This window comes from Halomonas sp. MES3-P3E, from assembly GCF_002836035.1.
Lineage (GTDB): Bacteria > Pseudomonadota > Gammaproteobacteria > Pseudomonadales > Halomonadaceae > Vreelandella > Vreelandella arctica.
Genome location: NZ_PJBT01000016.1, coordinates 48212 through 68347 on the forward strand (window position 1 = coordinate 48212; position 20136 = coordinate 68347).

General features: G+C 54.4%; 21 protein-coding genes and 1 other RNA gene. 9 read left to right on the forward strand and 13 right to left on the reverse strand.

Annotated features, from left to right (window positions below; translation table 11 throughout):
* Window positions 1-8 precede the first annotated feature (8 nt).
* Window positions 9-290 carry a DUF2218 domain-containing protein gene (locus tag CXF87_RS04820; protein WP_101145704.1) on the reverse strand — a complete coding sequence of 94 codons (282 nt, stop codon included), beginning with the start codon at window positions 288-290 and terminating at the stop codon, window positions 9-11.
* 230 nt (window positions 291-520) lie between these two features.
* Between CXF87_RS04820 and CXF87_RS04825 the strand changes: the two genes are divergently transcribed.
* From CXF87_RS04825 to CXF87_RS04835, 3 genes are read left to right on the forward strand one after another with little or no spacing between them, the layout of a single operon-like run.
* Complete coding sequence (locus tag CXF87_RS04825; RefSeq protein WP_101145705.1) at window positions 521-1654, forward strand: ABC transporter substrate-binding protein; 1134 nt, start codon at window positions 521-523, stop codon at window positions 1652-1654.
* Window positions 1644-2729 (forward strand): FecCD family ABC transporter permease, encoded by a 1086-nt coding sequence (locus tag CXF87_RS04830; protein ID WP_198556007.1) that lies wholly within the window; start codon window positions 1644-1646, stop codon window positions 2727-2729. The genes CXF87_RS04825 and CXF87_RS04830 overlap by 11 nt, the downstream gene beginning before the upstream one ends.
* Window positions 2723-3472 (forward strand): ABC transporter ATP-binding protein, encoded by a 750-nt coding sequence (locus CXF87_RS04835; RefSeq protein WP_101145707.1) that lies wholly within the window; start codon window positions 2723-2725, stop codon window positions 3470-3472. The genes CXF87_RS04830 and CXF87_RS04835 overlap by 7 nt, the downstream gene beginning before the upstream one ends.
* Here CXF87_RS04835 and CXF87_RS04840 read toward each other — a convergent pair.
* The 4 genes from CXF87_RS04840 to grpE all read right to left on the reverse strand — a co-directional run bounded on the left by CXF87_RS04840 (window position 3450) and on the right by grpE (window position 8465).
* The gene (locus CXF87_RS04840) at window positions 3450-4349 is read right to left on the reverse strand and encodes a DMT family transporter (RefSeq protein WP_101145708.1); all 900 of its coding nucleotides are present in this window, start codon (window positions 4347-4349) and stop codon (window positions 3450-3452) included. The genes CXF87_RS04835 and CXF87_RS04840 overlap by 23 nt on opposite strands.
* Window positions 4350-4438: 89 nt before the next feature.
* Window positions 4439-5581 (reverse strand): molecular chaperone DnaJ, encoded by a 1143-nt coding sequence (dnaJ, locus tag CXF87_RS04845; RefSeq protein ID WP_101145709.1) that lies wholly within the window; start codon window positions 5579-5581, stop codon window positions 4439-4441.
* 149 nt (window positions 5582-5730) lie between these two features.
* Window positions 5731-7665, reverse strand: coding sequence for a molecular chaperone DnaK (gene dnaK, locus CXF87_RS04850; RefSeq protein ID WP_101145710.1), 1935 nt, complete (start codon window positions 7663-7665; stop codon window positions 5731-5733).
* A gap of 158 nt (window positions 7666-7823) precedes the next feature.
* Window positions 7824-8465 (reverse strand): nucleotide exchange factor GrpE, encoded by a 642-nt coding sequence (gene grpE / locus CXF87_RS04855; RefSeq protein WP_101145711.1) that lies wholly within the window; start codon window positions 8463-8465, stop codon window positions 7824-7826.
* Window positions 8466-8675: 210 nt separating this feature from the next.
* Here grpE and recN point away from each other — a divergent pair, with 210 nt between their 5' ends.
* Window positions 8676-10349, forward strand: coding sequence for a DNA repair protein RecN (recN, locus tag CXF87_RS04860; RefSeq protein WP_101145712.1), 1674 nt, complete (start codon window positions 8676-8678; stop codon window positions 10347-10349).
* Window positions 10350-10515: 166 nt separating this feature from the next.
* Here the strand turns inward: recN and fur are convergent, their stop codons facing one another.
* On the reverse strand, window positions 10516-10968 hold the full coding sequence (gene fur, locus CXF87_RS04865) for a ferric iron uptake transcriptional regulator (RefSeq protein ID WP_007111850.1): 453 nt from the start codon (window positions 10966-10968) through the stop codon (window positions 10516-10518).
* Window positions 10969-11040: 72 nt separating this feature from the next.
* Here fur and bamE point away from each other — a divergent pair, with 72 nt between their 5' ends.
* Window positions 11041-11493: an outer membrane protein assembly factor BamE gene (gene bamE, locus CXF87_RS04870; protein ID WP_101145713.1), complete on the forward strand. Its 453-nt coding sequence runs from the start codon at window positions 11041-11043 to the stop codon at window positions 11491-11493.
* A 10-nt stretch (window positions 11494-11503) separates the two neighbouring features.
* On the opposite strand, the gene CXF87_RS04875 is transcribed toward bamE, so the two are convergent.
* A complete protein-coding gene (locus CXF87_RS04875; protein ID WP_101145714.1) occupies window positions 11504-11821 on the reverse strand; it encodes an RnfH family protein in 318 nt (105 codons plus the stop codon).
* Window positions 11811-12245: a type II toxin-antitoxin system RatA family toxin gene (locus CXF87_RS04880; protein WP_101145715.1), complete on the reverse strand. Its 435-nt coding sequence runs from the start codon at window positions 12243-12245 to the stop codon at window positions 11811-11813. The genes CXF87_RS04875 and CXF87_RS04880 overlap by 11 nt, the downstream gene beginning before the upstream one ends.
* A gap of 126 nt (window positions 12246-12371) precedes the next feature.
* On the opposite strand from CXF87_RS04880, the gene smpB reads away from it, so the two are divergent.
* Both smpB and ssrA read left to right on the forward strand, forming a co-directional pair.
* Window positions 12372-12863: an SsrA-binding protein SmpB gene (smpB, locus tag CXF87_RS04885; protein ID WP_008958772.1), complete on the forward strand. Its 492-nt coding sequence runs from the start codon at window positions 12372-12374 to the stop codon at window positions 12861-12863.
* Between the two features lie 45 nt (window positions 12864-12908).
* Window positions 12909-13286, forward strand: a transfer-messenger RNA (tmRNA) gene (gene ssrA / locus CXF87_RS04890).
* 78 nt (window positions 13287-13364) lie between these two features.
* On the opposite strand, the gene CXF87_RS04895 is transcribed toward ssrA, so the two are convergent.
* The 3 genes from CXF87_RS04895 to CXF87_RS04905 all read right to left on the reverse strand — a co-directional run bounded on the left by CXF87_RS04895 (window position 13365) and on the right by CXF87_RS04905 (window position 15090).
* Window positions 13365-13763 carry a lysozyme inhibitor LprI family protein gene (locus CXF87_RS04895; RefSeq protein ID WP_008957096.1) on the reverse strand — a complete coding sequence of 133 codons (399 nt, stop codon included), beginning with the start codon at window positions 13761-13763 and terminating at the stop codon, window positions 13365-13367.
* Between the two features lie 153 nt (window positions 13764-13916).
* Window positions 13917-14600 (reverse strand): metal-binding protein ZinT, encoded by a 684-nt coding sequence (locus tag CXF87_RS04900; RefSeq protein ID WP_101145716.1) that lies wholly within the window; start codon window positions 14598-14600, stop codon window positions 13917-13919.
* Window positions 14601-14883: 283 nt separating this feature from the next.
* Entirely contained in the window at window positions 14884-15090 is a 207-nt protein-coding gene (locus CXF87_RS04905; protein ID WP_007111857.1) for a cold-shock protein, read from the reverse strand.
* Between the two features lie 368 nt (window positions 15091-15458).
* Here CXF87_RS04905 and CXF87_RS04910 point away from each other — a divergent pair, with 368 nt between their 5' ends.
* Window positions 15459-16415, forward strand: coding sequence for a calcium/sodium antiporter (locus CXF87_RS04910; RefSeq protein WP_101145717.1), 957 nt, complete (start codon window positions 15459-15461; stop codon window positions 16413-16415).
* An 86-nt stretch (window positions 16416-16501) separates the two neighbouring features.
* Entirely contained in the window at window positions 16502-17071 is a 570-nt protein-coding gene (locus tag CXF87_RS04915; protein WP_101145718.1) for a hypothetical protein, read from the forward strand.
* 3 nt (window positions 17072-17074) lie between these two features.
* Here the strand turns inward: CXF87_RS04915 and CXF87_RS04920 are convergent, their stop codons facing one another.
* Together CXF87_RS04920 and CXF87_RS04925 are read right to left on the reverse strand one after the other, a co-directional pair.
* Entirely contained in the window at window positions 17075-18874 is a 1800-nt protein-coding gene (locus CXF87_RS04920) for a TRAP transporter permease (RefSeq protein WP_101145719.1), read from the reverse strand.
* 106 nt (window positions 18875-18980) lie between these two features.
* The gene (locus CXF87_RS04925) at window positions 18981-19958 is read right to left on the reverse strand and encodes a TAXI family TRAP transporter solute-binding subunit (protein WP_101145720.1); all 978 of its coding nucleotides are present in this window, start codon (window positions 19956-19958) and stop codon (window positions 18981-18983) included.
* Window positions 19959-20136 lie beyond the last annotated feature (178 nt).

The window sequence follows — 20136 nt, forward strand, 5'->3', positions numbered from 1 at the left end:
GACTCAGCTTAGTTCTCCCAAACAATCGCCAGCTCTTCATCCCCTGCCATACGAATTAAGTGACGTTCGACCACGCCTTCCAGCTCATCCAAATGCTCCTCTTCCAGGGTTTCGATGGCAACCACCAATTTATCGTGCTCAGCGAGCATTAAGCAGGTACCTGTGGCAAAAGTGATCTTGCCTTGCTGATCACTCTGTTCAACCTCCAACTTATGCGACCAGTGCTTACAAAGGCGGTTGATCAAACGCTCAGCAGAAGGCGTGGCAATTTCAACGCGAGATAAAGGCATAGCGGCCTCCCCATAAGAGTAAGTACTTGCTAATTAAGATAGTTTTAACAACATTATCAGTTAGCTGTAAACACAAAAAGCGCAGCATGCTAATAACCAGATGCCGATTAAAGCATTACCACCCAAACGATAATAAGTTACAATATCAGTTGCATCACTATGCTATCTTTGCCTAAAACGGTGTTAGCGACACCCGTTCTATTAACCAATATCGACCAATGAGTAAAAAAATGCTCAGTTCTCCGCACTTAAAAACCCTGTTGGCTACTCTTATCAGTTTTGCTGGCTGCGTCACTGCTCAGGCTGACGATATCACCATTACAGATATCGCTGGCCGACAAGTCACCCTAAATGCGCCCGCAGAAGGGGTTATTTTAGGCGAAGGGCGACAGATTTATCTGTTAGGGCTGCTCGAACCCGAAGCCCCTTTCGCTCACGTGGTGGGTTGGCGCGAAGACTTCTCTCAAGCGGATCCCGATAATTATTCCCGCTACCTGAAACGCTTCCCAGAGATCGAAGCGATCCCCACCTTTGGCGGTTTTAAAGACGGCACTTTCGACGTCGAGCAGGCCGCCTCGCTTAATCCTGACGTAGTGCTGATGAACATCGAGGCGAAAGCCGCCACAGAAGACGCCGCCTACGACGACAAGCTGGCACAACTCGGCATTCCCATCATCTATGTGGATTTTCGCGAAGACCCGCTTGAGCACACCATCCCCTCCATGCGCATCATCGGCCAGATCATGGACGACGAAGAAGCGGCCGAAGCGTTCATCGAGTTTGCCGAGACGCAGTTGGCACGGGTAACCAATGTCATCGCCGAGGCCAACCCAGAACGCCCCAGCGTGTTTATTGACCGGGCTGGCGGCTACTCCGACGAGTGCTGCATGAGCTTTGGCCCCGCCAACTTTGGCGACTATGTCACCCTAGCTGGCGGTAGCAATATCGCTGAAGGCATCATTCCTAACAGTTTCGGCAACCTGAACCCTGAACAGATTATTGCTGCCAACCCTGATCATGTCGTCGTCACCGGCGGCAACTGGGATGCCTACGTGCCGGGCGGCAACTGGGTCGGCGTAGGCCCCGGGGCTGATATGCAAAACGCTCGCGCCAAGCTTGAAGCACTGACCGAGCGCACCGCAATGACCGGCATCAAGGCGGTAGAATCCGGTAACTTCCACGCCATTTGGCACCAGTTTTACAATAGCCCCTACTACTTTGTAGCCGTGCAGCAGCTAGCCAAATGGCTACACCCAGAGCTGTTTGAAGACCTGGATCCCAACGCCACGATGAAAGAGCTGCACGAGCGCTTCTTACCCATCGACTATGAAACCGGCTACTGGATATCGCTCCATGGCGACTGATACGAGGATGACGGAAACGGCGGTAACAGAGCGCCTTTCACAGGGACGCACCTTCTACCATAGCCAGGTTTTCCGCCGCCAAATGATACTGGCGGCACTGGTGTTAGCGCTGTTTTTTAGTCTCTGCGTTGACCTGGCACTGGGGCCCGCCCGCTATAGCCTGGGTGAAGTGATCGCGGCGCTGTTTACCCCGGACAGCGTTAGCCAGCAAGCGCGAGTGATTCTCTGGGAAATCCGCATGCCGGTAGCGCTGATGGCCCTAGTGGTAGGCGCCAGCTTGTCGGTGGCCGGGGCACAGATGCAAACCATTCTGAGCAACCCGCTAGCCAGCCCGTTTACCCTAGGGATTTCCGCCGGGGCCAGCTTTGGTGCCGCTCTGGGTCTCGCCTTCGGGGTGGCACTGGTGCCTGCCGCCATTGAATTTGTGGTGCCCATCAACGCCTTCGTGATGGCCATGTTCACCGCATTTTTAATTCATGCCTTAAGCCTTAAGCGCGGTGTGACGGTAGAGACCATTGTGCTGCTCGGCATCGCCATGGTGTTTATCTTCAACTCGCTGATGGCGCTGATTCAGTTCTTTGCCAGCCAGGAGGCGGTCTCTGCAGTGGTCTTTTGGACAATGGGCAGCTTAACCAAAGCCACCTGGCCCAAGTTCTGGATCGCCCTTAGCATTCTTGCTTTATCCATGCCGCTGCTTGCCCGACATGGCTGGGCGCTAACCGCCATGCGCCTGGGCGACGCCAAAGCCGAAAGTATGGGTGTCAATCCCCGCGCGCTGCGTTTGGAAGTGCTGGTGCTGGTATCGCTGCTCGCTGCCATCGCGGTGGCGTTCGTGGGCACCATTGGGTTTATCGGCTTGGTGGGCCCGCATATTGCACGCATTTTACTGGGTGAGGATCAGCGCTTCTTCCTACCCGGCTCGGCCCTGTGCGGCGCGCTTATCCTCTCCGTTGGCTCGGTTATCTCCAAGATCATTATTCCTGGCACCATTATTCCCATTGGCATTATTACTTCGCTGGTGGGCATTCCCTTCTTCCTATTTCTGGTGCTTAGCCACAAGAAGGCCTCATGGTAACCCTACAACTGAACCGTGTATCCGCCCGCTACGGGCGTCGCCCTATTCTGGAAGAGATCACCACACCCTGCTTTCAAGGGGGGCAAGTCGTCGCCCTGCTAGGACCCAATGCGGCGGGTAAATCAACGCTTTTTCGCCGCGTATTAGGGTTATTGAAAGGCGAAGGCAAAGTGATTATCAGCGGCACTAGCGCCGAGCACCCAGTGGGCTATATGCCCCAGGACACCGGCGCCAAGGCCGTGCTGACGGTCTATGAATCGGTGCTTTTGGCGCGTATGCAGGGGCGTGGATTAAAAGTGCAGCCTGAGGATTTAACGCAGGTTGATCGCGCGCTGGAGGAACTCAGCATTACGACCCTTGGCGAGCGTGATATTGGCGACCTTAGCGGCGGGCAGCGCCAGTTGGTCAGCGCTGCCCAGGCTCTGGTGCAAGAGCCCGAGATTTTGATGCTGGACGAGCCCACTTCGGCACTCGATTTGAACCGCCAGATCAGCCTTTTGACGGTGCTGCGCCGGCTAGCCGATGAACGCCAGATGCTGATTTTGGTGGCGCTCCATGACCTGGGGCATGCGCTACGCTTCGCTGACGCGGCCATGATGCTCGAAAATGGCCGCTTGATTGCCTGCGGCCCCACCGCCGAAGTGATAACCCCTGCGCTGCTACGTCAGGTTTATCGGGTATCTGCGCGTATTGAGCCCTGCTCGAAAGGCCAACCACAGCTTATCGTCGAAGCAGCCATTTAAGCCGCCGCCCTTCCATTGCCGCTAGCGCCACCCCGGATAACATGAGCGGTAGCGCTAGCAGGAAGCCGCTGGAGACCGATATTCCAAACAGCACCCAATCGGCGAGCACGGGCCACACCAGGGCAATATATTCAAAAGGTGCCAAGCGCGACGCCTCGGCATAGCGCAGCGCTAATGTCATCGCAATGTGCGCTGCGCCGCCAAATAGGCCCGATAACACCAGCAGCGAAAACTCCACCCGGTTAAGCGCTGCCCAGCCCAATGGCATCGTTGCCAGCCCAGCCAGCGCTGCTACCACAATAAAGTAGAATGCAATTGATGCTGCCGTTTCAGTTCGCGAAATACGTCTGACGGTCAGTAGCGCCCCAGCAGTTAATAGCGCACCCAGCGCCCCAAGCGCGTACCCGGTTATGTGGCCATTGCTTGAACTAGCGCCCAGCCCAGGCAAAATCAGCACAGCGACACCAGCAAGCGCCAATACTATGCCGCCCGCACGATAAAGTGAGCAACGCTCTCTTAAGAGCAGCACACCCCCTATCGCCATAAAAACCGGCGTTAGCTGTGCAAGCAGCGTCGCCTCGGCAACCGGCAACAGTGCCACCGCCGCAAAAGAGGCAAACATGGCCGCCGCCCCCAGCCCGGAACGGAGCGCATGCCCCAACGGGCGCCGCGTCGCCAACCCCCGAGGAAACTCCCGACGCACCAGAAGAAACACGACGATAGGCAGCAGCGCAAACAGCGAACGGTAAAACACCGACTGCCCCACCGGCACTTCGTCACTGACTGCCTTAATACACACCAGCATGCCGGTAAAAAGCAGGCCAGACAGTACCCGCAGCAAAATGCCCATGGTGGGCTTTTCTTCAAGGTGATCCATTGTGCGCAGCATTTCCTAAACAGCAAAAACCCCCGGGCGAACCGAGGGTCTTTGAATCAAACATCTAACTTACTACCATCATCTCAGCTTTACGACTTCATATCTTCAAAGAAACTTTTCACACTGTCGAAGAAACCGGTTTTCTTCGGCGAGTGGCTGTGGCTGTTGCTGCCGTCGAAGCTCTCTTGCAGCTTGCGCAATAGGTCGCGCTGCTCGTCGTTAAGCTTGACCGGTGTTTCCACTACCACCTTACACAGCAGGTCGCCTGGCATGCCACCGCGTACTGGCTTTACGCCTTTACCACGTAGGCGGAACAACTTGCCAGTTTGCGTTTCCGGCGGAATCTTCAGCTTCACGCGGCCATCTAGCGTAGGCACTTCAAGCTCGCCGCCTAACGCTGCATCAACAAAGTTAATCGGCACGTCACACTGCAGGTGTTTACCGTCACGCTGGAAGATATGGTGCGGCTTGATGGCCACCTGCACGTACAGATCCCCAGGCGGGCCACCGTTAATACCGCTTTCGCCTTCGCCATTCAAACGAATACGATCACCGGTATCCACGCCCGGCGGAATCTTCACGGAAAGCGTGCGTGTCTCACGTACGCGCCCTTCGCCATTACACTTGTGGCACGGCACTTTAATGTGCTGACCAGAGCCATGACAGGTGGGGCACGTTTGCTGCACGGCGAAGAAGCCCTGCTGCATACGCACTTGACCGTGACCATGACAGGTAGGGCACGTTTCTTTAGAAGAGCCGGGCTCCGCGCCACCACCATCGCAGCGATCACACTCGATATGACGTGGCACACGAATATCGACCGTGATACCTGAAACGGCGTTCTCTAAATCCAGCTCTAGGTTATAGCGCAGGTCGGAACCGCGTGCCGGGGCATTGGGCCCACGACGCCGGCCACCGCCTCCGCCAAAAATATCGCCAAACACATCGCCGAAAATGTCGCTGAAATCACCAGCGCCTGCGCCGCCGAAACCACCGCCGCCTTGGCCATCAACGCCCGCATGGCCGAACTGGTCATAAGCTGCGCGTTTCTCGCCGTCGTTAAGCACTTCATACGCTTCGGACACTTCACGGAATTTTTCCGCTGAGGTGTTATCGTCCGGGTTTCGATCAGGGTGGAATTTTTGCGCCAGACGGCGATAGGCCTTCTTGATCTCTTTCTGATCGGCCCCTTTTTCGACACCCAGGACTTCGTAATAATCGCGTTTGGACATAGGCCCTACGCCTCCTGGTTAGCTACGCACTCAACTGCACTTTTAGCTAGGTAATGATCTATTCCGTTAGCTAGGTGCGTCTTGGCCGCGGAAACAGCAACGCGGGAGTAAGCTCCCGCGTCACCGCTTTCTTTGGCAGAAAGAGGTTGTTACTGCTTTTTCTGATCGTCGTTGACTTCTTCGTACTCGGCGTCAACCACGTCATCTTCCGGCTTGGAACCTGTGCTTTCGGTACCTTCGCCGCCCTCTTGCTGAGCCGCTTCTGCCTGCTCGGCGTACATCTTCTGGGCTAGCTGGCCAGAGGCTTCGGTTAATGCATCCAGTTTCTTCTGAATGTTATCGACGTCGTCACCTTTAACCGCTTCTTCCAGCTCGCTGATGGCGGTCTGAATCGCCTGCTTCTCGTCGTCAGTCGCTTTGTCGCCTGCTTCTTCCAACGTTTTGCGTGTGGCGTGAATCATGCCGTCAGCTTGGTTACGCAGCTGCACCAACTCTTCGAACTTCTTATCTTCTTCGGCGTGAGCTTCGGCATCACGCACCATCTGCTCGACTTCTTCCTCGGACAGACCGCTAGACGCCTTGATGACAATCGACTGCTCTTTGCCAGTGGCCTTGTCTTTCGCCGATACGTTCAGAATACCGTTGGCATCCAAGTCAAAGGCGACTTCGATCTGCGGAACGCCGCGCGGTGCCGGCGGAATGTCAGCGAGGTCAAAACGACCCAGCGACTTATTCTGTGACACTTGCTTACGCTCACCCTGTACGGCGTGAATGGTCACGGCCGTCTGGTTGTCATCCGCCGTTGAGAAGGTTTGTGTCTTCTTGGTCGGGATGGTGGTGTTCTTTTCGATCAGCGGCGTCATCACGCCACCCAGGGTTTCGATACCCAGAGTTAGCGGAGTAACGTCGAGCAGTAGCACGTCTTTCACGTCGCCACCAAGTACGCCGCCCTGAATCGCTGCACCCACGGCAACCGCTTCGTCCGGGTTAACGTCTTTGCGTGCTTCTTTACCGAAGAAGTCAGCGGCTTTCTTCTGCACCATCGGCATACGTGTCTGGCCACCGACCAGGATCACTTCGTCGATTTCAGACGCGGACAAGCCAGCATCTTTCAGTGCCATTTTGCACGGCTCGAGTGAACGCTGAACCAGATTTTCTACCAGCGACTCCAGCTTGGCGCGTGTCACCTTAACGTTAAGGTGTTTCGGGCCAGTGTTGTCGGCGGTGATGTAAGGCAGGTTCACATCGGTCTGTTGAGCGCTGGAAAGCTCAATTTTGGCTTTCTCAGCGGCTTCTTTCAGACGCTGCATGGCCAAATTGTCGCCAGACAGATCAATGCCGCTGTCAGCCTTGAACTGGTCAACCAGGTAGTTGATCAGCGCCAAGTCGAAATCTTCGCCGCCCAGGAAGGTGTCACCGTTGGTGGCCAACACTTCAAACTGGGTTTCGCCGTCGACATCGGCAATTTCGATGATTGAGATATCGAAAGTACCGCCACCCAGGTCGTAGACCGCGATGGTTTTGTCGCCGCGCGATTTGTCCATACCGTAGGCCAGTGCGGCAGCGGTCGGCTCGTTAATAATGCGCTTAACGTCTAGACCGGCGATGCGGCCAGCATCTTTTGTCGCCTGACGCTGGCTGTCATTGAAGTAGGCCGGTACGGTAATAACCGCTTCAGTGACCGTTTCGCCCAAGTAGTCTTCGGCGGTCTTTTTCATTTTCTTCAGCACTTCCGCGCTAACCTGCGGCGGTGCCATTTTTTTGCCTTTTACTTCAACCCAGGCATCACCGTTATCTGCTTCGGTGATTTTGTACGGCACCATTTTGATATCTTTTTGGACAACGTCGTCTTTAAAGCGACGGCCAATAAGGCGCTTGATGGCGTACAGCGTGTTTTCTGGGTTAGTCACCGCTTGGCGTTTTGCCGCCTGACCGACCAGCGTTTCGCCATCATCGGTATAAGCGATGATAGAAGGCGTTGTACGGCCGCCTTCGGCATTTTCAATTACTTTAGCGCTGTCACCATCAAGCACGGCCACACAAGAGTTAGTGGTGCCCAGGTCGATACCAATTATACGTCCCATAGCAATACCTCGAATTCGGTTGTTACAAAACTGAAAATTTAGCTTTTAAAGCTTGTCTGCGGGTTTCCCCGCGGGGTTGCCCTTTATTTGGGGGCCGCCGCTGACTTTTCAAGGGCTTTTTTTCACCCCCTGCTTTCTTACCCTATGCAGCCATTTGCTTAATTGGCTTTTTGGCTCACTACCACCATCGCCGGGCGCACCAAGCGTCCATTGAGTAAATAGCCTTTTTGCATAACGTCCATCACAGTATTGGGATCAAGATCCGGGTTGGGCACCATGGTCATGGCTTCATGCACTTGGGGGTCGAAAGGCTCGCCGTGGGGCTCAATGCTTTCCACTCCGAACTTGTTGAGTACATCCAACTGCATTTTCAAGGTCATGGAAACGCCTTCGCGGTGAATCTCCGAGGCTCCCTCTTCCATGGTCTCAAGCGCTTTTTCCAAGCTATCAACGACCGGCAGCAGTTCTTTAACGAACTTCTCTAGGGCGAACTTGCGCGCTTTTTCGGCTTCTTGCTCAGCACGGCGACGCACGTTTTGCGCTTCCGCAGCGGCGCGCAGGGCTTGATCCTTGGCTTCGGCTAAGCTTTGCTCGAGCTCGCCTACCTGAGCGGCCAGCATTTCTGCTTCAGGGTTATCGACACTGCCTTCAAATGACTCTTCGTCATTGATCAACCCTTCCAGCTCGCCCTCCATCAAGCGCTCTTCGGCGGCCTGCTCTTCCGCTTGCTCGGCGCCATCCGCTTCTTGCTCGTGGCGGGCCAGCTCGTCATCCATCGGTGTTTGCGGTTCTTTCGCCATGTTGTGCTCCTATTAAGTAGGGCGCTGCCACGCGGGCGGCGCGCAAAGAAGTAAGCCGTTAGTTACTAGCCTTAACTGATCATGCACGCTATATGGGGGCCATAAATTCCATCTCAAGAGGTGCATTGAAGTGAGTTATTAACTACTGTATAAATTAACAACTATTGGTTAAGTATCCAGCTTCAATGCTGTACCGCCTCGGGAGGCGTCATGCTTACTCAGCTAGCTATTCAAGATTTCGCTATTGTTGATCATTTAGAGCTCGACCTCACCGGTGGCATGACGGCCATTACCGGGGAAACCGGGGCGGGCAAATCGATTCTTTTGGGCGCTTTAGGGTTATGCCTGGGCGAACGCGCTGATGCCGGGAGCGTGCGCCACGGCCGCGAACGTACCGACCTTTCCGCCCGTTTCGACATTCAGCACCTGCCCGCTGCCGTTGAGTGGCTGTCAGCCCGCGAGCTCCCTGCTGAAGAGTGCCTGTTGCGCCGTGTCGTCACTGCCAACGGACGCTCCAAAGCCTGGATCAACGGCCAACCCGCGACTATTTCAGATCTAAAATCCCTCGGCGAGCAACTGATCCAGATTCATGGTCAGCACGCCCATCACGCCTTAATGCGAGAAGAGACCCACCTTGCTTTACTGGATGACTACGCGAATCTAAACGACGCAACCGCTCAACTGGCCGTTACGTTTCGCGAGTGGCGCAATTCGCGTCGGCAGCTGAAAAAGCTAAGCGAAGAAGGCAGCGAAGTAGAAGCCAAACGGCAGCTACTGCGTTATCAGGTAGAAGAGCTAGATCAGCTTGGTTTAGCAGAAGGTGAACTGGCCACCCTGGAAGAAGAACAGCACACGCTCGCGCATGCTGAGGAGACGCTGCGTGAAACACAGTTTGCCGCTGACTGTTGCGCCAGCGATGAAGGTGGCGCGCTCTCGCTACTCAACCAAGCTTTCGCCCATTTAAGCGCGCTGCCGGGTAGCGACAAAGGCACGCTGGCCAATACGCTCGCCATGCTGAGCGATGCCCGTATTCAAGTGGAAGAGGCTTCCAGTGAGCTCAACCGTCTCGCCAGCACCACCGAACTCGACCCTGAGCGGCTGGCTTGGGTGGAAGAGCGCATGACCGACGTACATCGAATTGCCCGTAAGCACCACGTTGCCCCTGACGAGCTATGCGCCCTGCATGCTGACCTACAACGGGAAGTCGCGCAGTTAGAAGAGGGGGGTAATGACCTGGAGGCACTGAGTGCGCGAGTCGTTGAGCTACGTGAAAGCTACCGCCAGGAAGCGAAAAAACTCAGCGAGAGCCGTCAAAAAGCCGCGCTTCGCCTAGGCAAGGAAGTACAGCAACAGCTGGGCTTTTTAGCCATGGGCAAGGCCCGCTTTGAAGTGGAGGTTACCGCGAAAGAGGCGCCCTCTCCTGAAGGCCTTGATCGTGTGCAATTTTTGATCAGCGCCAACCCCGGCCAGCCCGCGCGGCCACTAACGAAAGTAGCCTCCGGCGGTGAATTGTCTCGGATTAGCTTGGCCATTCAAGTGGTCGCGGCGACGCACTCAACGGTGCCAAGCCTAGTGTTTGACGAAGTAGATGTGGGCATTTCGGGCGCGACCGCAGAAATCGTTGGTCAATTACTCCGCAAGCTAGGTGAAAATGGTCAGGTAATGACCGTGACCCACCTACCGCAAGTGGCAGCCCAGGCACACCAGCATCTGCATATCGAGAAACAGGCGAAACGCGACACCACGCTGACCCAGATGGCACTACTTGACGAACAGGGGCGCATCAGCGAACTGGCACGCATGCTGGGCGGCGTGACGCTTTCTGACCAAACCCTCGCCCATGCCCGTGAAATGCTGCATGCAAGCCAGCGCCCGCCGCACTAACTTGAAGAGCACCTACCAGGACTTTATAAGCGGCAAAATCAGGACTTTATAAGCGGCAAAATAAAACGCCCCTGATTACCGGACAAATTCCATTGATGGCGAATTCGAACAGGTAATGCAGGGGCGTTCATATTTTCGAGCCGCGTGCAGTGTCTAACCACGAACGTTATTTCTTGTTCGTTGGCCCGCTGTCTTGGCGGGTCACATCGGAGCCACGCGGACGAACATAAAGCACTAGCGCATGATCCACTAACTCGTAGCCATGCTCTTCAGCGATTTCTTGCTGACGACGCTCAATGATTTCATCAACAAACTCAATGATCTCACCGCTTTCAAGGCACACCATGTGGTCATGGTGATCCTCTTGGGTCATCTCAAAAACTGCATGGCCACCGTCAAAATTATGACGAATAACCAACCCCGCTGACTCAAACTGAGTCAATACACGGTATACAGTCGCCAGGCCAACATCTTCGCCCGCATCAATCAGTGTTTTATACACTTCTTCCGCGCTAAGGTGGTGCTGACCCGAAACATTTTCGAGAATCTGAAGTATCTTGACGCGCGGCAGGGTCACTTTCAGACCGGCTTTGCGCAATTCATGGTTCTGATCGGCCATGGTCGCTCTTCGCAGTAACAGGTTAGGTCGGGTATGATCAACCGAAACCACGATAGTGAAGAATAGGTCCAAATGCAAAAATTGACTCGAATCATCACGCTCTCCGTTGCCCTGACCGTTGTTAGTGGCTGCAGCTACGTTGGCGTGTACAAGCGCGATATTCCCCAAGGCAACCTGGTCACGCAAGAAATGGTGAGCCAACTTCAGCCCGGCATGACGCAAGAACAGGTCACGTACGTGATGGGCAGGCCGCTGTTAGAAGCGCCCTTCGATGCCAGCCAGTGGGACTATGTATTTCGTTTAGACAAGGCGTACGGTGATGTAGAACAACGCCGTGTTACGCTCACCTTCGACCCACAGGGCCGCTTAGTGAACATCGAGCAAGAGGGTGATTTATCGGCAGCGCTGCCGCTCGACGGCGAGAGCAGCATGGGGCCAGCAACGGAAGGTGTTGACCCCATGGATGCGTTACCGACGGAGAGCACGCGGACGCCGCCGAGTGCACAGCCCGTTTCACAGCCTTAAAGCAAGCTTATTATCGCCCAGGGTCGCTTGCTTGGCGCTTTGCACGCTCCAAGCGAGCGACTTTTGGGTCGATAGCCAGTGGCCGGTAAACTTCTACTCGATCTCCTTCACGCAACAACTGGGTGTCGGGATCGCGTAGTGCTTTGCCGAAGATCCCGAGCGGTGCCTGAGAAAATGTGTCATCAGGCAGGTCAGGAAATAGCGTCGGTAAATCAGCCAAGGCAACGGCCTGACGTGCGGTGGTGCCCTCAGGCACCCGTAGCGCCACTATGCGCTGCTTAGACGGCAGCGCGAAGGCTACCTCAACCGCTAGCGTCTCAGCGGCCATACAGCTCGTTTGCGCGCTTGGTGAAGGCATCGACCAACTGCCCCGCTATTTGCTGAAAAAGCTTTCCAAAGGCCATACCAAGTAGACGATTGGCGAATTCAAACTCCATTTCTAAACTGACCTTGCAGGCGCCCTCCCCCATGGGGATAAACAGCCAGCGACCTTTTAGGCGTTTGAAGGGCCCTTTTACCAGCGACAGTTCAATACGCTCTGGTGCAAATAGGTCGTTGCGTGTGGTGATGGTTTGCTCGACGCCAGCGCGCCCAAGCGTCATTTCGCCGATTAGATGTTCATTATCATGCTCGACCAGACGTGCATGACGGCAACCTGGCAAAAATTCCGGGTAGCGTTCGAAGTCGTTGACCAAATCGAACATTTTCTGGGGGGTGTGCCGCACCAAGGCGGAACGATTGACGGTTGGCATTGACCTCTCCGCTGACTTCACAGTGCCCAAAGCGTATCATGGGAAACATTATTTCAGACCTTAAATGGTATCACGCCTCCCCAAATAACGAAGGGGATGCCACTGACAGATTAATTATGAGGTTCCATGGCCACTAAGAAAGGTAACAGTAAGGGTCCCGGTAGCAGCGTTATCGCCCAAAATAAGAAGGCACGGTTTGAGTATCATATCGATGAAACCTTCGAAGCTGGGCTATCACTCGCTGGCTGGGAAGTTAAAAGCCTGCGTGCTGGCAAAGCCCAGCTCACTGACACCTATATATTAGTTCGTAATGGTGAAGCGTTTCTGCTGGGCAGCCACATCATGCCGTTAAATACGGCTAGCACCCATGAAATTGCCGACCCAACGCGCACTCGCAAACTGCTGCTGCATCGCAAAGAGATCGCCAAAATCTTTTCGATCACCCAGGACAAAGGTCACACCTGTGTGCCCCTGAAGCTTTACTGGAAACGCAATAAAGTGAAGTGCGAATTGGCACTGGTGACCGGTAAACAGCTGCACGACAAGCGCGCCACTGAAAAAGATCGAGATTGGAGCCGTCAAAAAGGTCGAATTATGCGGGAACATAATAAGGCATAACTGGTCAATCAGGTGTGAGCACGTTAGAATGCTCACTTGTAATAAGGGGGCGACATGGTTTCGACGCCGGTGACAACCCTTGCGGTGCATGCCGAGAGCGTGATGTATCTCGTAAATCCCACATCACGAAAAATAGTCGCAAATGACGAAAACTACGCTCAAGGCGCGCTAGCAGCTTAAACTGTTAGCTTCTTGTCTGGCCCCAAGGTGATGTGCCTATTCATCACTGAGGGGATACGAGCTAAAGCTGATAGGACCGCGTTTGGTGGTGTCTTCTCGCCAAGCGTTAAACTTTAGAAGGCTCGCGTGGCTGAATCCTGATCGTCGGAGTCAGTCGCGTTAAATCAAATGACGAAATCTAAGCATGTAGAGCCAATAGGCGCGTGCTGGCGGACGCGGGTTCAATTCCCGCCGCCTCCACCACCTTACTATACAAATCAAGCACCTACGGGTGCTTTTTTTGTGCCTGAAAACAGCCTTGTGCCGAGCTATTGATCACTTTCAACGCGAGCAGCTTAGATCACCCTCTTCACAGTGAGCATGCTCACGCAGCCTTTTCGTGCGGGCCACTGTAAGCGTTTCAAGGCATCCGTTACGTACCATAGGCTGGGCGCTACCACCCTCAACGGCGCTACTTTCGAATGCACATTCAGCATCGCGAAAACCTATCCACGCCCGCTGAGCGGCTCTAAGTTTTTCTAACGAGGCGGCGTTGTTGCTTAGTTGTCCTACAAGCACCTGATAAGCATCATTTAGCTCTTTATCGGCCGCTTGATACGCCTGCGCTGTGCATTCGTTGAGCTCAATCTGAGTAGTAGCGCTATCACAGGCATCGCCCGCATAGACAACACTGCTGGCGACTAAAAACCAGATCCCTAGGAAAAGTGACCCTAAACGCATAATGAGTGGCCCTATGTTGTTGTCGTTTGATCAAGCGATATGGAAGAAACGCGGTAACTCTACTCTGAATCCTAACTTAACAGTGCCAATAAAACCAAAGCGCTGGCATGAGAGCCAGCGCTTTTTAGATCAGTTAAAAGTGGCTATTATCGTTTAGTGGGCAAGCATCTCATCGACAACTTCTTCACCACTTAGCTCTGAAGGATAATAGGTTGGCCAATTAGTCACTTCATCCAGCAGCGCTTCACGATTATTCCCCCAGTAAAGGTGGTAATGGTCTGCGTCAGTTGGGTAAATACTGTGATCGCTGAACTGAATATACTGGGGGAGATCGTCAGCCCCCTCGCCTTCAAGCTCGAAAATAAAGCGCACACCTCGGTTGCCGGCCTCGTAATTTAAAATCTCGTAGCCATCGTACTGATAGTCACCCGACATCTCCTCGCCGTTCGCAAAGAAGGTGACGTTGCTGCCGTCGATAACGATACGCTCTACATCGGTTTGATAACCCGTATCGTAATACGCTTTGTACTCTTCAGCGGTTTTATCGCCATGCTCTGCCTTGTCCTTGAACACTTCATTTAGCGTGCCATCTTGTAGGTACGGATAGACGGATTGCCAATCACCTTCCCAGTCAGCAAGCGGGCGATCCTTAATCTGATCGTCCTCAAAGTAGCCTGCATAAATATCGCTATTGTGGTCATGGTTATTATGAGCATGACTGTGGTCGTGGTCGTGGTCATCAGCGCTGGCATAGTGAGCGCCTGCCAGTAGCAAAGCACTGAATGCGAACACACTGACACTTTTGAATGACAATACCTTCATTTTATGCTCTACCATGCTTCGGTCTCCCCTATTCCTTTCTCTACTGTTGAAATAACAGCATCACTAAAAGATACAATATAACATAACATTAAAGAAAGGCGATCTTATACAGGAGAAAATAGGAAGTAATGGGAGGAACAACGATCAGTTCAAATAATATGAAGGCCCATCGCTAACAGCAGGAAGATCAATGACCACAGGGACAGTTTTTTTCAAAGACACAAACGCATCGGGCCCCGCCTAAGCGGGGCCCGATCATCGAATCTAAACGATTCGAGAACTTAAATAATCGCTAGGATTAAGAAAGCAGCTTGATGTTTGAAGCTTGAAGGCCTTTCTGACCTTGGGTAACGTCAAAAGAGACGTTAGCGCCTTCAGGCAGAGTTTTGAAGCCATCAGACTGAATTTCAGAAAAATGAGCAAAAACGTCGTCGCTGCCGTCAGACGGTGCGATGAAGCCAAAACCTTTAGAATCGTTGAACCACTTAACTGTGCCAGTTGCCATGATATAAATCCTTTTCGCTAATCGCGAATTGTAAAATTCCTGGTATTACCCAGATAAATAGTGAGTAGAACAAGGAATACAATTACAGACTACCGAAAGAATTCGAATGTTTCTGGAACCATGCTTGCTTGCTAACTTACTAACTTCGCACATCCTGCCATGTAGTCAGCAGCAGGTCAAAGCCTTTATGCGTTTTTAATTTTTACTCTACCGCTTATAACCACTGGAATACCGCGCAAATTACAAAAATTAGCAGTAATCTTGCCAATGAGCTGGGCACTACTAATCCGACCGCCTAGCGCGCTCTATTGGCCAGGCAAACCCTGCATTAATCGCAGCCTGACCAGTACTATGGAAGAGGTTTTAACATGCTATATGGACTTAGTTTGTTGGCGGGTATTGCGCTGCTCACCCTGGGCGGTGAGTCACTGATCCGGGGGGCTGTTGCTGGCGCAAGAAGGGTCGGCGTTTCGCCCCTACTGACCGGGCTGGTAGTTGTCGGTTTCGGCACATCGGCACCCGAGCTGGTTGTTTCTATTGATGCCGCTATAAACCAACAGCCTGACATTGCTATTGGCAACATCGTGGGTAGCAATATCGGTAATATCTTATTGATTTTGGGCATGTGCGCCGTGATTTGCCCTATGGTGGTCCATCCTCAAGCGCTGCGCCGAGATGGCTTGGTGGTGATACTGGCGAGCCTGCTATTTATTGGACTCTCCTTTGGCGGGGCATTAGGGCGCGTTGATGCGGCAATCTTTATAGCCTGTCTTGTGGGCTACCTTGTGTGGGCTTACTTAAGTGAAAGTCGGCATCATATTCCTGCGGCAGATATGCATGCCTCAGAAGCCGAAGAGATGACCAAACTCCCCACCACGGGCTGGATGATCACCTTAGCGCTGGTGATTGGTTTAGGCATGCTAATAGGAGGGTCGCAGCTACTGCTCTTTGGCGCTATAGGGTTAGCCCAGGCATTGGGTATTTCCGAAGCAGTCATTGGGCTAACCATCGTGGCTGTTGGCACCTCACTACCTGAAATGGCCGTGTCGGTGATTGCAGCGCTGCGCCGTCATGCTGATGTCGCCGTTGGTAATATTCTAGGCAGCAACATATTTAACCTGCTGGGCATCCTCGGTATCTCAGCATTTTTACAACCACTGCCCCTTGCACCACGCGTGGCCCTGTTTGACCAGTGGGTGATGCTGGGTGCCGCTGGCATACTGGTGCTGTTTTTGTATACCGGTATGCGCCTGTCGCGCTGGGAGGGAGCCGCACTGCTCGCAGGCTATGCCGCTTATATAGCGTTAAGCTTTACGATTTTTTGAGATGGCCTAATCGTTGATTGCGCTGAGCCAAAAACCCACCGTTTTTGGCTCAATGACTTGATTGTTTATCGTGGAGAAACGTCACCGTGCACATTGCTACCTTGGGGCCTAGCGGCAATAACCATGAATTGATTGCCAAGCGCTATCTCAGAATGCGTTGCTCAGGCGAAGGCAGCGTGACTCTCTTTAGCCAGTTTGAAGCGGCCTTTCAGGCGCTTATTGCTGGGCAGGTTAGCCACGTGTTGCAGTGCACCGCCCACGCCACCCATCGCGACTGTGTCGGCCGCTATATGCATCGAGCCTACCCGGTCGACACCTTTATTGCGGGTAGCAAGCCGCTGGCGCTGATCGCACAACGTACCATTGCGCAGCCCACCCAGGTGGCATTGCAGCCAGCCACCCGCTATTACACTGATTTAACGGCCTATACAGAGCTCATTGATGCCCCCACCACGGTGGCAGTAGCAGAGGGCCTGCTCGCCGGGCGTTTTGAGGCAGGCATTTGTGCTGAAGAGGTGCTCGCCCAGGCACCCGAGCAACTGCGGTTGGTGCAGTCACTGGGGCCTGCGCTGGATACCTGGGTGATGTTTGCCACTACCCCGCTGCCAGCCTCTTCGCCGCTACGCCTGGATGCTGACGGTTCGTCCCAGGGCTAAAGGCTAAACCACGAAGATCAGGATAGCCCCCGCCGCGACTAGCGCCGCACGCTGCCACAATGCTTTGCGCGCGATCACCCCGTAAGAGATCGCCCCCAGCCCCAGCGCCACTTTCAGCGCATTCAGCAGGGCGCCTGACGGATTAAAGATTAGTTGGATTATTTCCGGGTTGGCCACCATGGCCAAGGGAATGATATACAGCCCGATCCCCAGCGCCATGGCCTTGAACGCCACCTTTAGCCAATTCTCCCCCACCATGCCAGCAGCGATAAACACACCGCCACACACCGGCGGCGTGATAGTCGAGAGCAGCGCGTACCAGAAAACGAACAGATGCGCTAGAAGCGGCTCCAGACCCAGCGATGTCAACGCCGGCCCGGCGACAGAGACACAGATCACGTAGGCGGCGGTGGTTGGCACCTCCATGCCTAAAATCAAGCAGGCAAGCGCTGTCAGCAGCAGTGCTGGCCATAGCATGTCGTTGGAGAGCGACAGGATACCTGAGGTAATCTTGACGCCCAGCCCCGTTAGCGACAGCACGCCGACCACCAGCGAGGCGCACAGGATAATCGCGCCGATCACGGCAATCTGGCGCCCGGCAGTGACCGCAGCGGCGGCTAACCGACGGCTAAAGCCAGGAAGCGAAAAGCGCAGCGTCACATCAAAGAGCAACAGCGCAATACCTGCAAAAATCGCAATACTGGCAGCGTACTGAGGGGTATAACCACCGTTGAAGATGCGTTCTAGCAGCAACACGAACGGGATCGCAAAAAACAGCGAGGTAATGACGACCTCTTTCGCGTGAGGGCGTTCGCTTTCAGCCACGGGCTGCAAGTCATGCCTAGTCGCGTAGGCATTGATGCCCACCCAGACAGTCAAGAAATAGAGGACTGCCGGCAACATTGCCGCACCCATAATTTGTGTATAGGGAGTCCCCGTCAGCTCCACCATGACAAACGCGCCAGCCCCCATCAGCGGCGGCATGATTTGCCCGCCAGAGGAGGCAACCGCTTCCACCGCACCGGCGAGCGAGCGCGGGTAGCGCAGGCGCACCATGGAGGGAATGGTGATTGCCCCAGTGGAGGCCACGTTAGCTGACGCCGAACCAGAGATAGAGCCCATCAGTGCCGAGGAAATCACCGCCACCTTGGCCGCGCCCCCGGTCAGCCGCCCGGCCACCGCGCCAGCGAGATTCATGAAGCCCTGACCCGCTTCGCCGGCATTGAGCACCGCACCGAAAATCACAAAAATCGCCACTACACTGACACTCACGCCGGTCAGCGATCCCCACAGCCCGCCTTCGGCAATGGTCAATGTGCCCACCATGCTAGGCAGCGGGAGCCCAGGATGGCCAAAAGCACCAGGGATGTATTGGCCGAAAGCGCCATACATCAGGGCCAGCAACGCGACCAGCGGCAGCGGCCAGCCAATCGCCCGGCGGGCGGCCTCAAGCGCAAGCGCGATTAAAAATAGCCCGATACCCATCTGCAGGTGGGTATCAATAAAGCCATACTGATTGGCTAGCGCGGCCTCATTGAGGGCGATATAGCCGCATGCGGCCACGCCCAGCAGCGTTAGCACCCAGCCGCTGATTCGCTGCGTCGGTGTGTTGGCCATGTAGACCAGCACCCATGGCAACAGCAGCGCCATGTGTAGCGGCCGACTGACAAGCGCAGGCGTTAAGCCATAAAAAATCAATCCCAGATGAAATACCACACTCACCGCCCCCAGCGCCATCCAGCCTGGGGCTATGGCGTCATCATCTACAGGGGTCGCCACTGGCGAAGAAGTAATAACACGCATGCCATGTTGCCTATTATCAATACTGCATCAATACCGCATCAACTCTGCATCAATACAGAACTGCCACAGCGCGATCGCCGTGGCAGTAGGAAAAGGGGGATAGTGACTAACGTAGAGAGTCAGGCACCTCGAAGCCCGCTTCTTCGTAATAGCGCAGTGCCCCTGGGTGTAGCGAGCCGGTCATGTTTTCCAGCATTTCAGGGGTAATACTGCCCCACCAGGCGGCCTCTTCGGCCATGGCATCACGACGCTCCCAAAATGTTTTGGTCAGCGTGTAGGCGGTATCGTCATCCATATAGGTGGTGGTGTAGGCAATCACCGGTAGCGATGTGGTTTCGACATCTTTATCAACGCCGGGGTAGGTACCGCCGGGGATCGTTTGGCGCGCTGCGCCGGTTTGTTCGATTTGCTCATCGGTCAGACTAACCAACGATATAGGCATGCTGGCGGCGGTCTCTATCACATTGGGCGACGGGAAAGAGCTGGCCGTTACAAAGCCATCAATCTGACCGTTTTTAAGTGCATCGGGGCCGCTGCCAATCGCCGCATCGGCGATTTGGACATTCTCTTCCAGACCAAACAACTCCAGGTAACGAGCCGCTTCCCGGGCGCCAAACGTACCCCGACCAATTAATAAGTGCTTGCCTTCCAGGGCAGACACATCAGTCACCCCTTCGTCACCCGCCATTACAAAGTGCATGGTGATAGAAGGGATGGGGAACAGGCCACGAATCTCTTGAAAGCGTGGGTTTTGACGCTCGGCAAAGGCGCCCTCTCCTGCCATGGCCTGCTCCACTAATGCAGGCGGCGTGGTAAACACGTAGTTACCCTGGCGCGCCATGACCTCCATGACGTTCTGAACCGAGCCCTGACTCTCTTCCAAAGTGAGCACAATGGCGTCATCCGTCCCCTGGCGGATTGCTTCTGAGAGTTCTACGCCCATCTGATAGTAGGCGGTACCGGCAGAAGCCGATTTATAGGTCACCCGCGTTTCAGCGTGGACGGAGAAAGCGGTACTTACCAGCGCTAGCGTAGCAGCCGTCACGCCAAGCGTGCGGCGAAGGGAGCGAAATGAGTTGCGCATCTTAATTTTCCTTAGCGTATCCAGCGGCCGTTTTCTAACAGGCCTCGTTTTTATGTTACCCAGCAATGGGCCTAGGGGGAGTCAACATACCATGACTATGCCTAAACGGGCAGCCTCGCCTGGGGTTCGACGGCGATAATGAAAGCGTGCATTAGTGAAAGGAAGAATAAAGGAATGG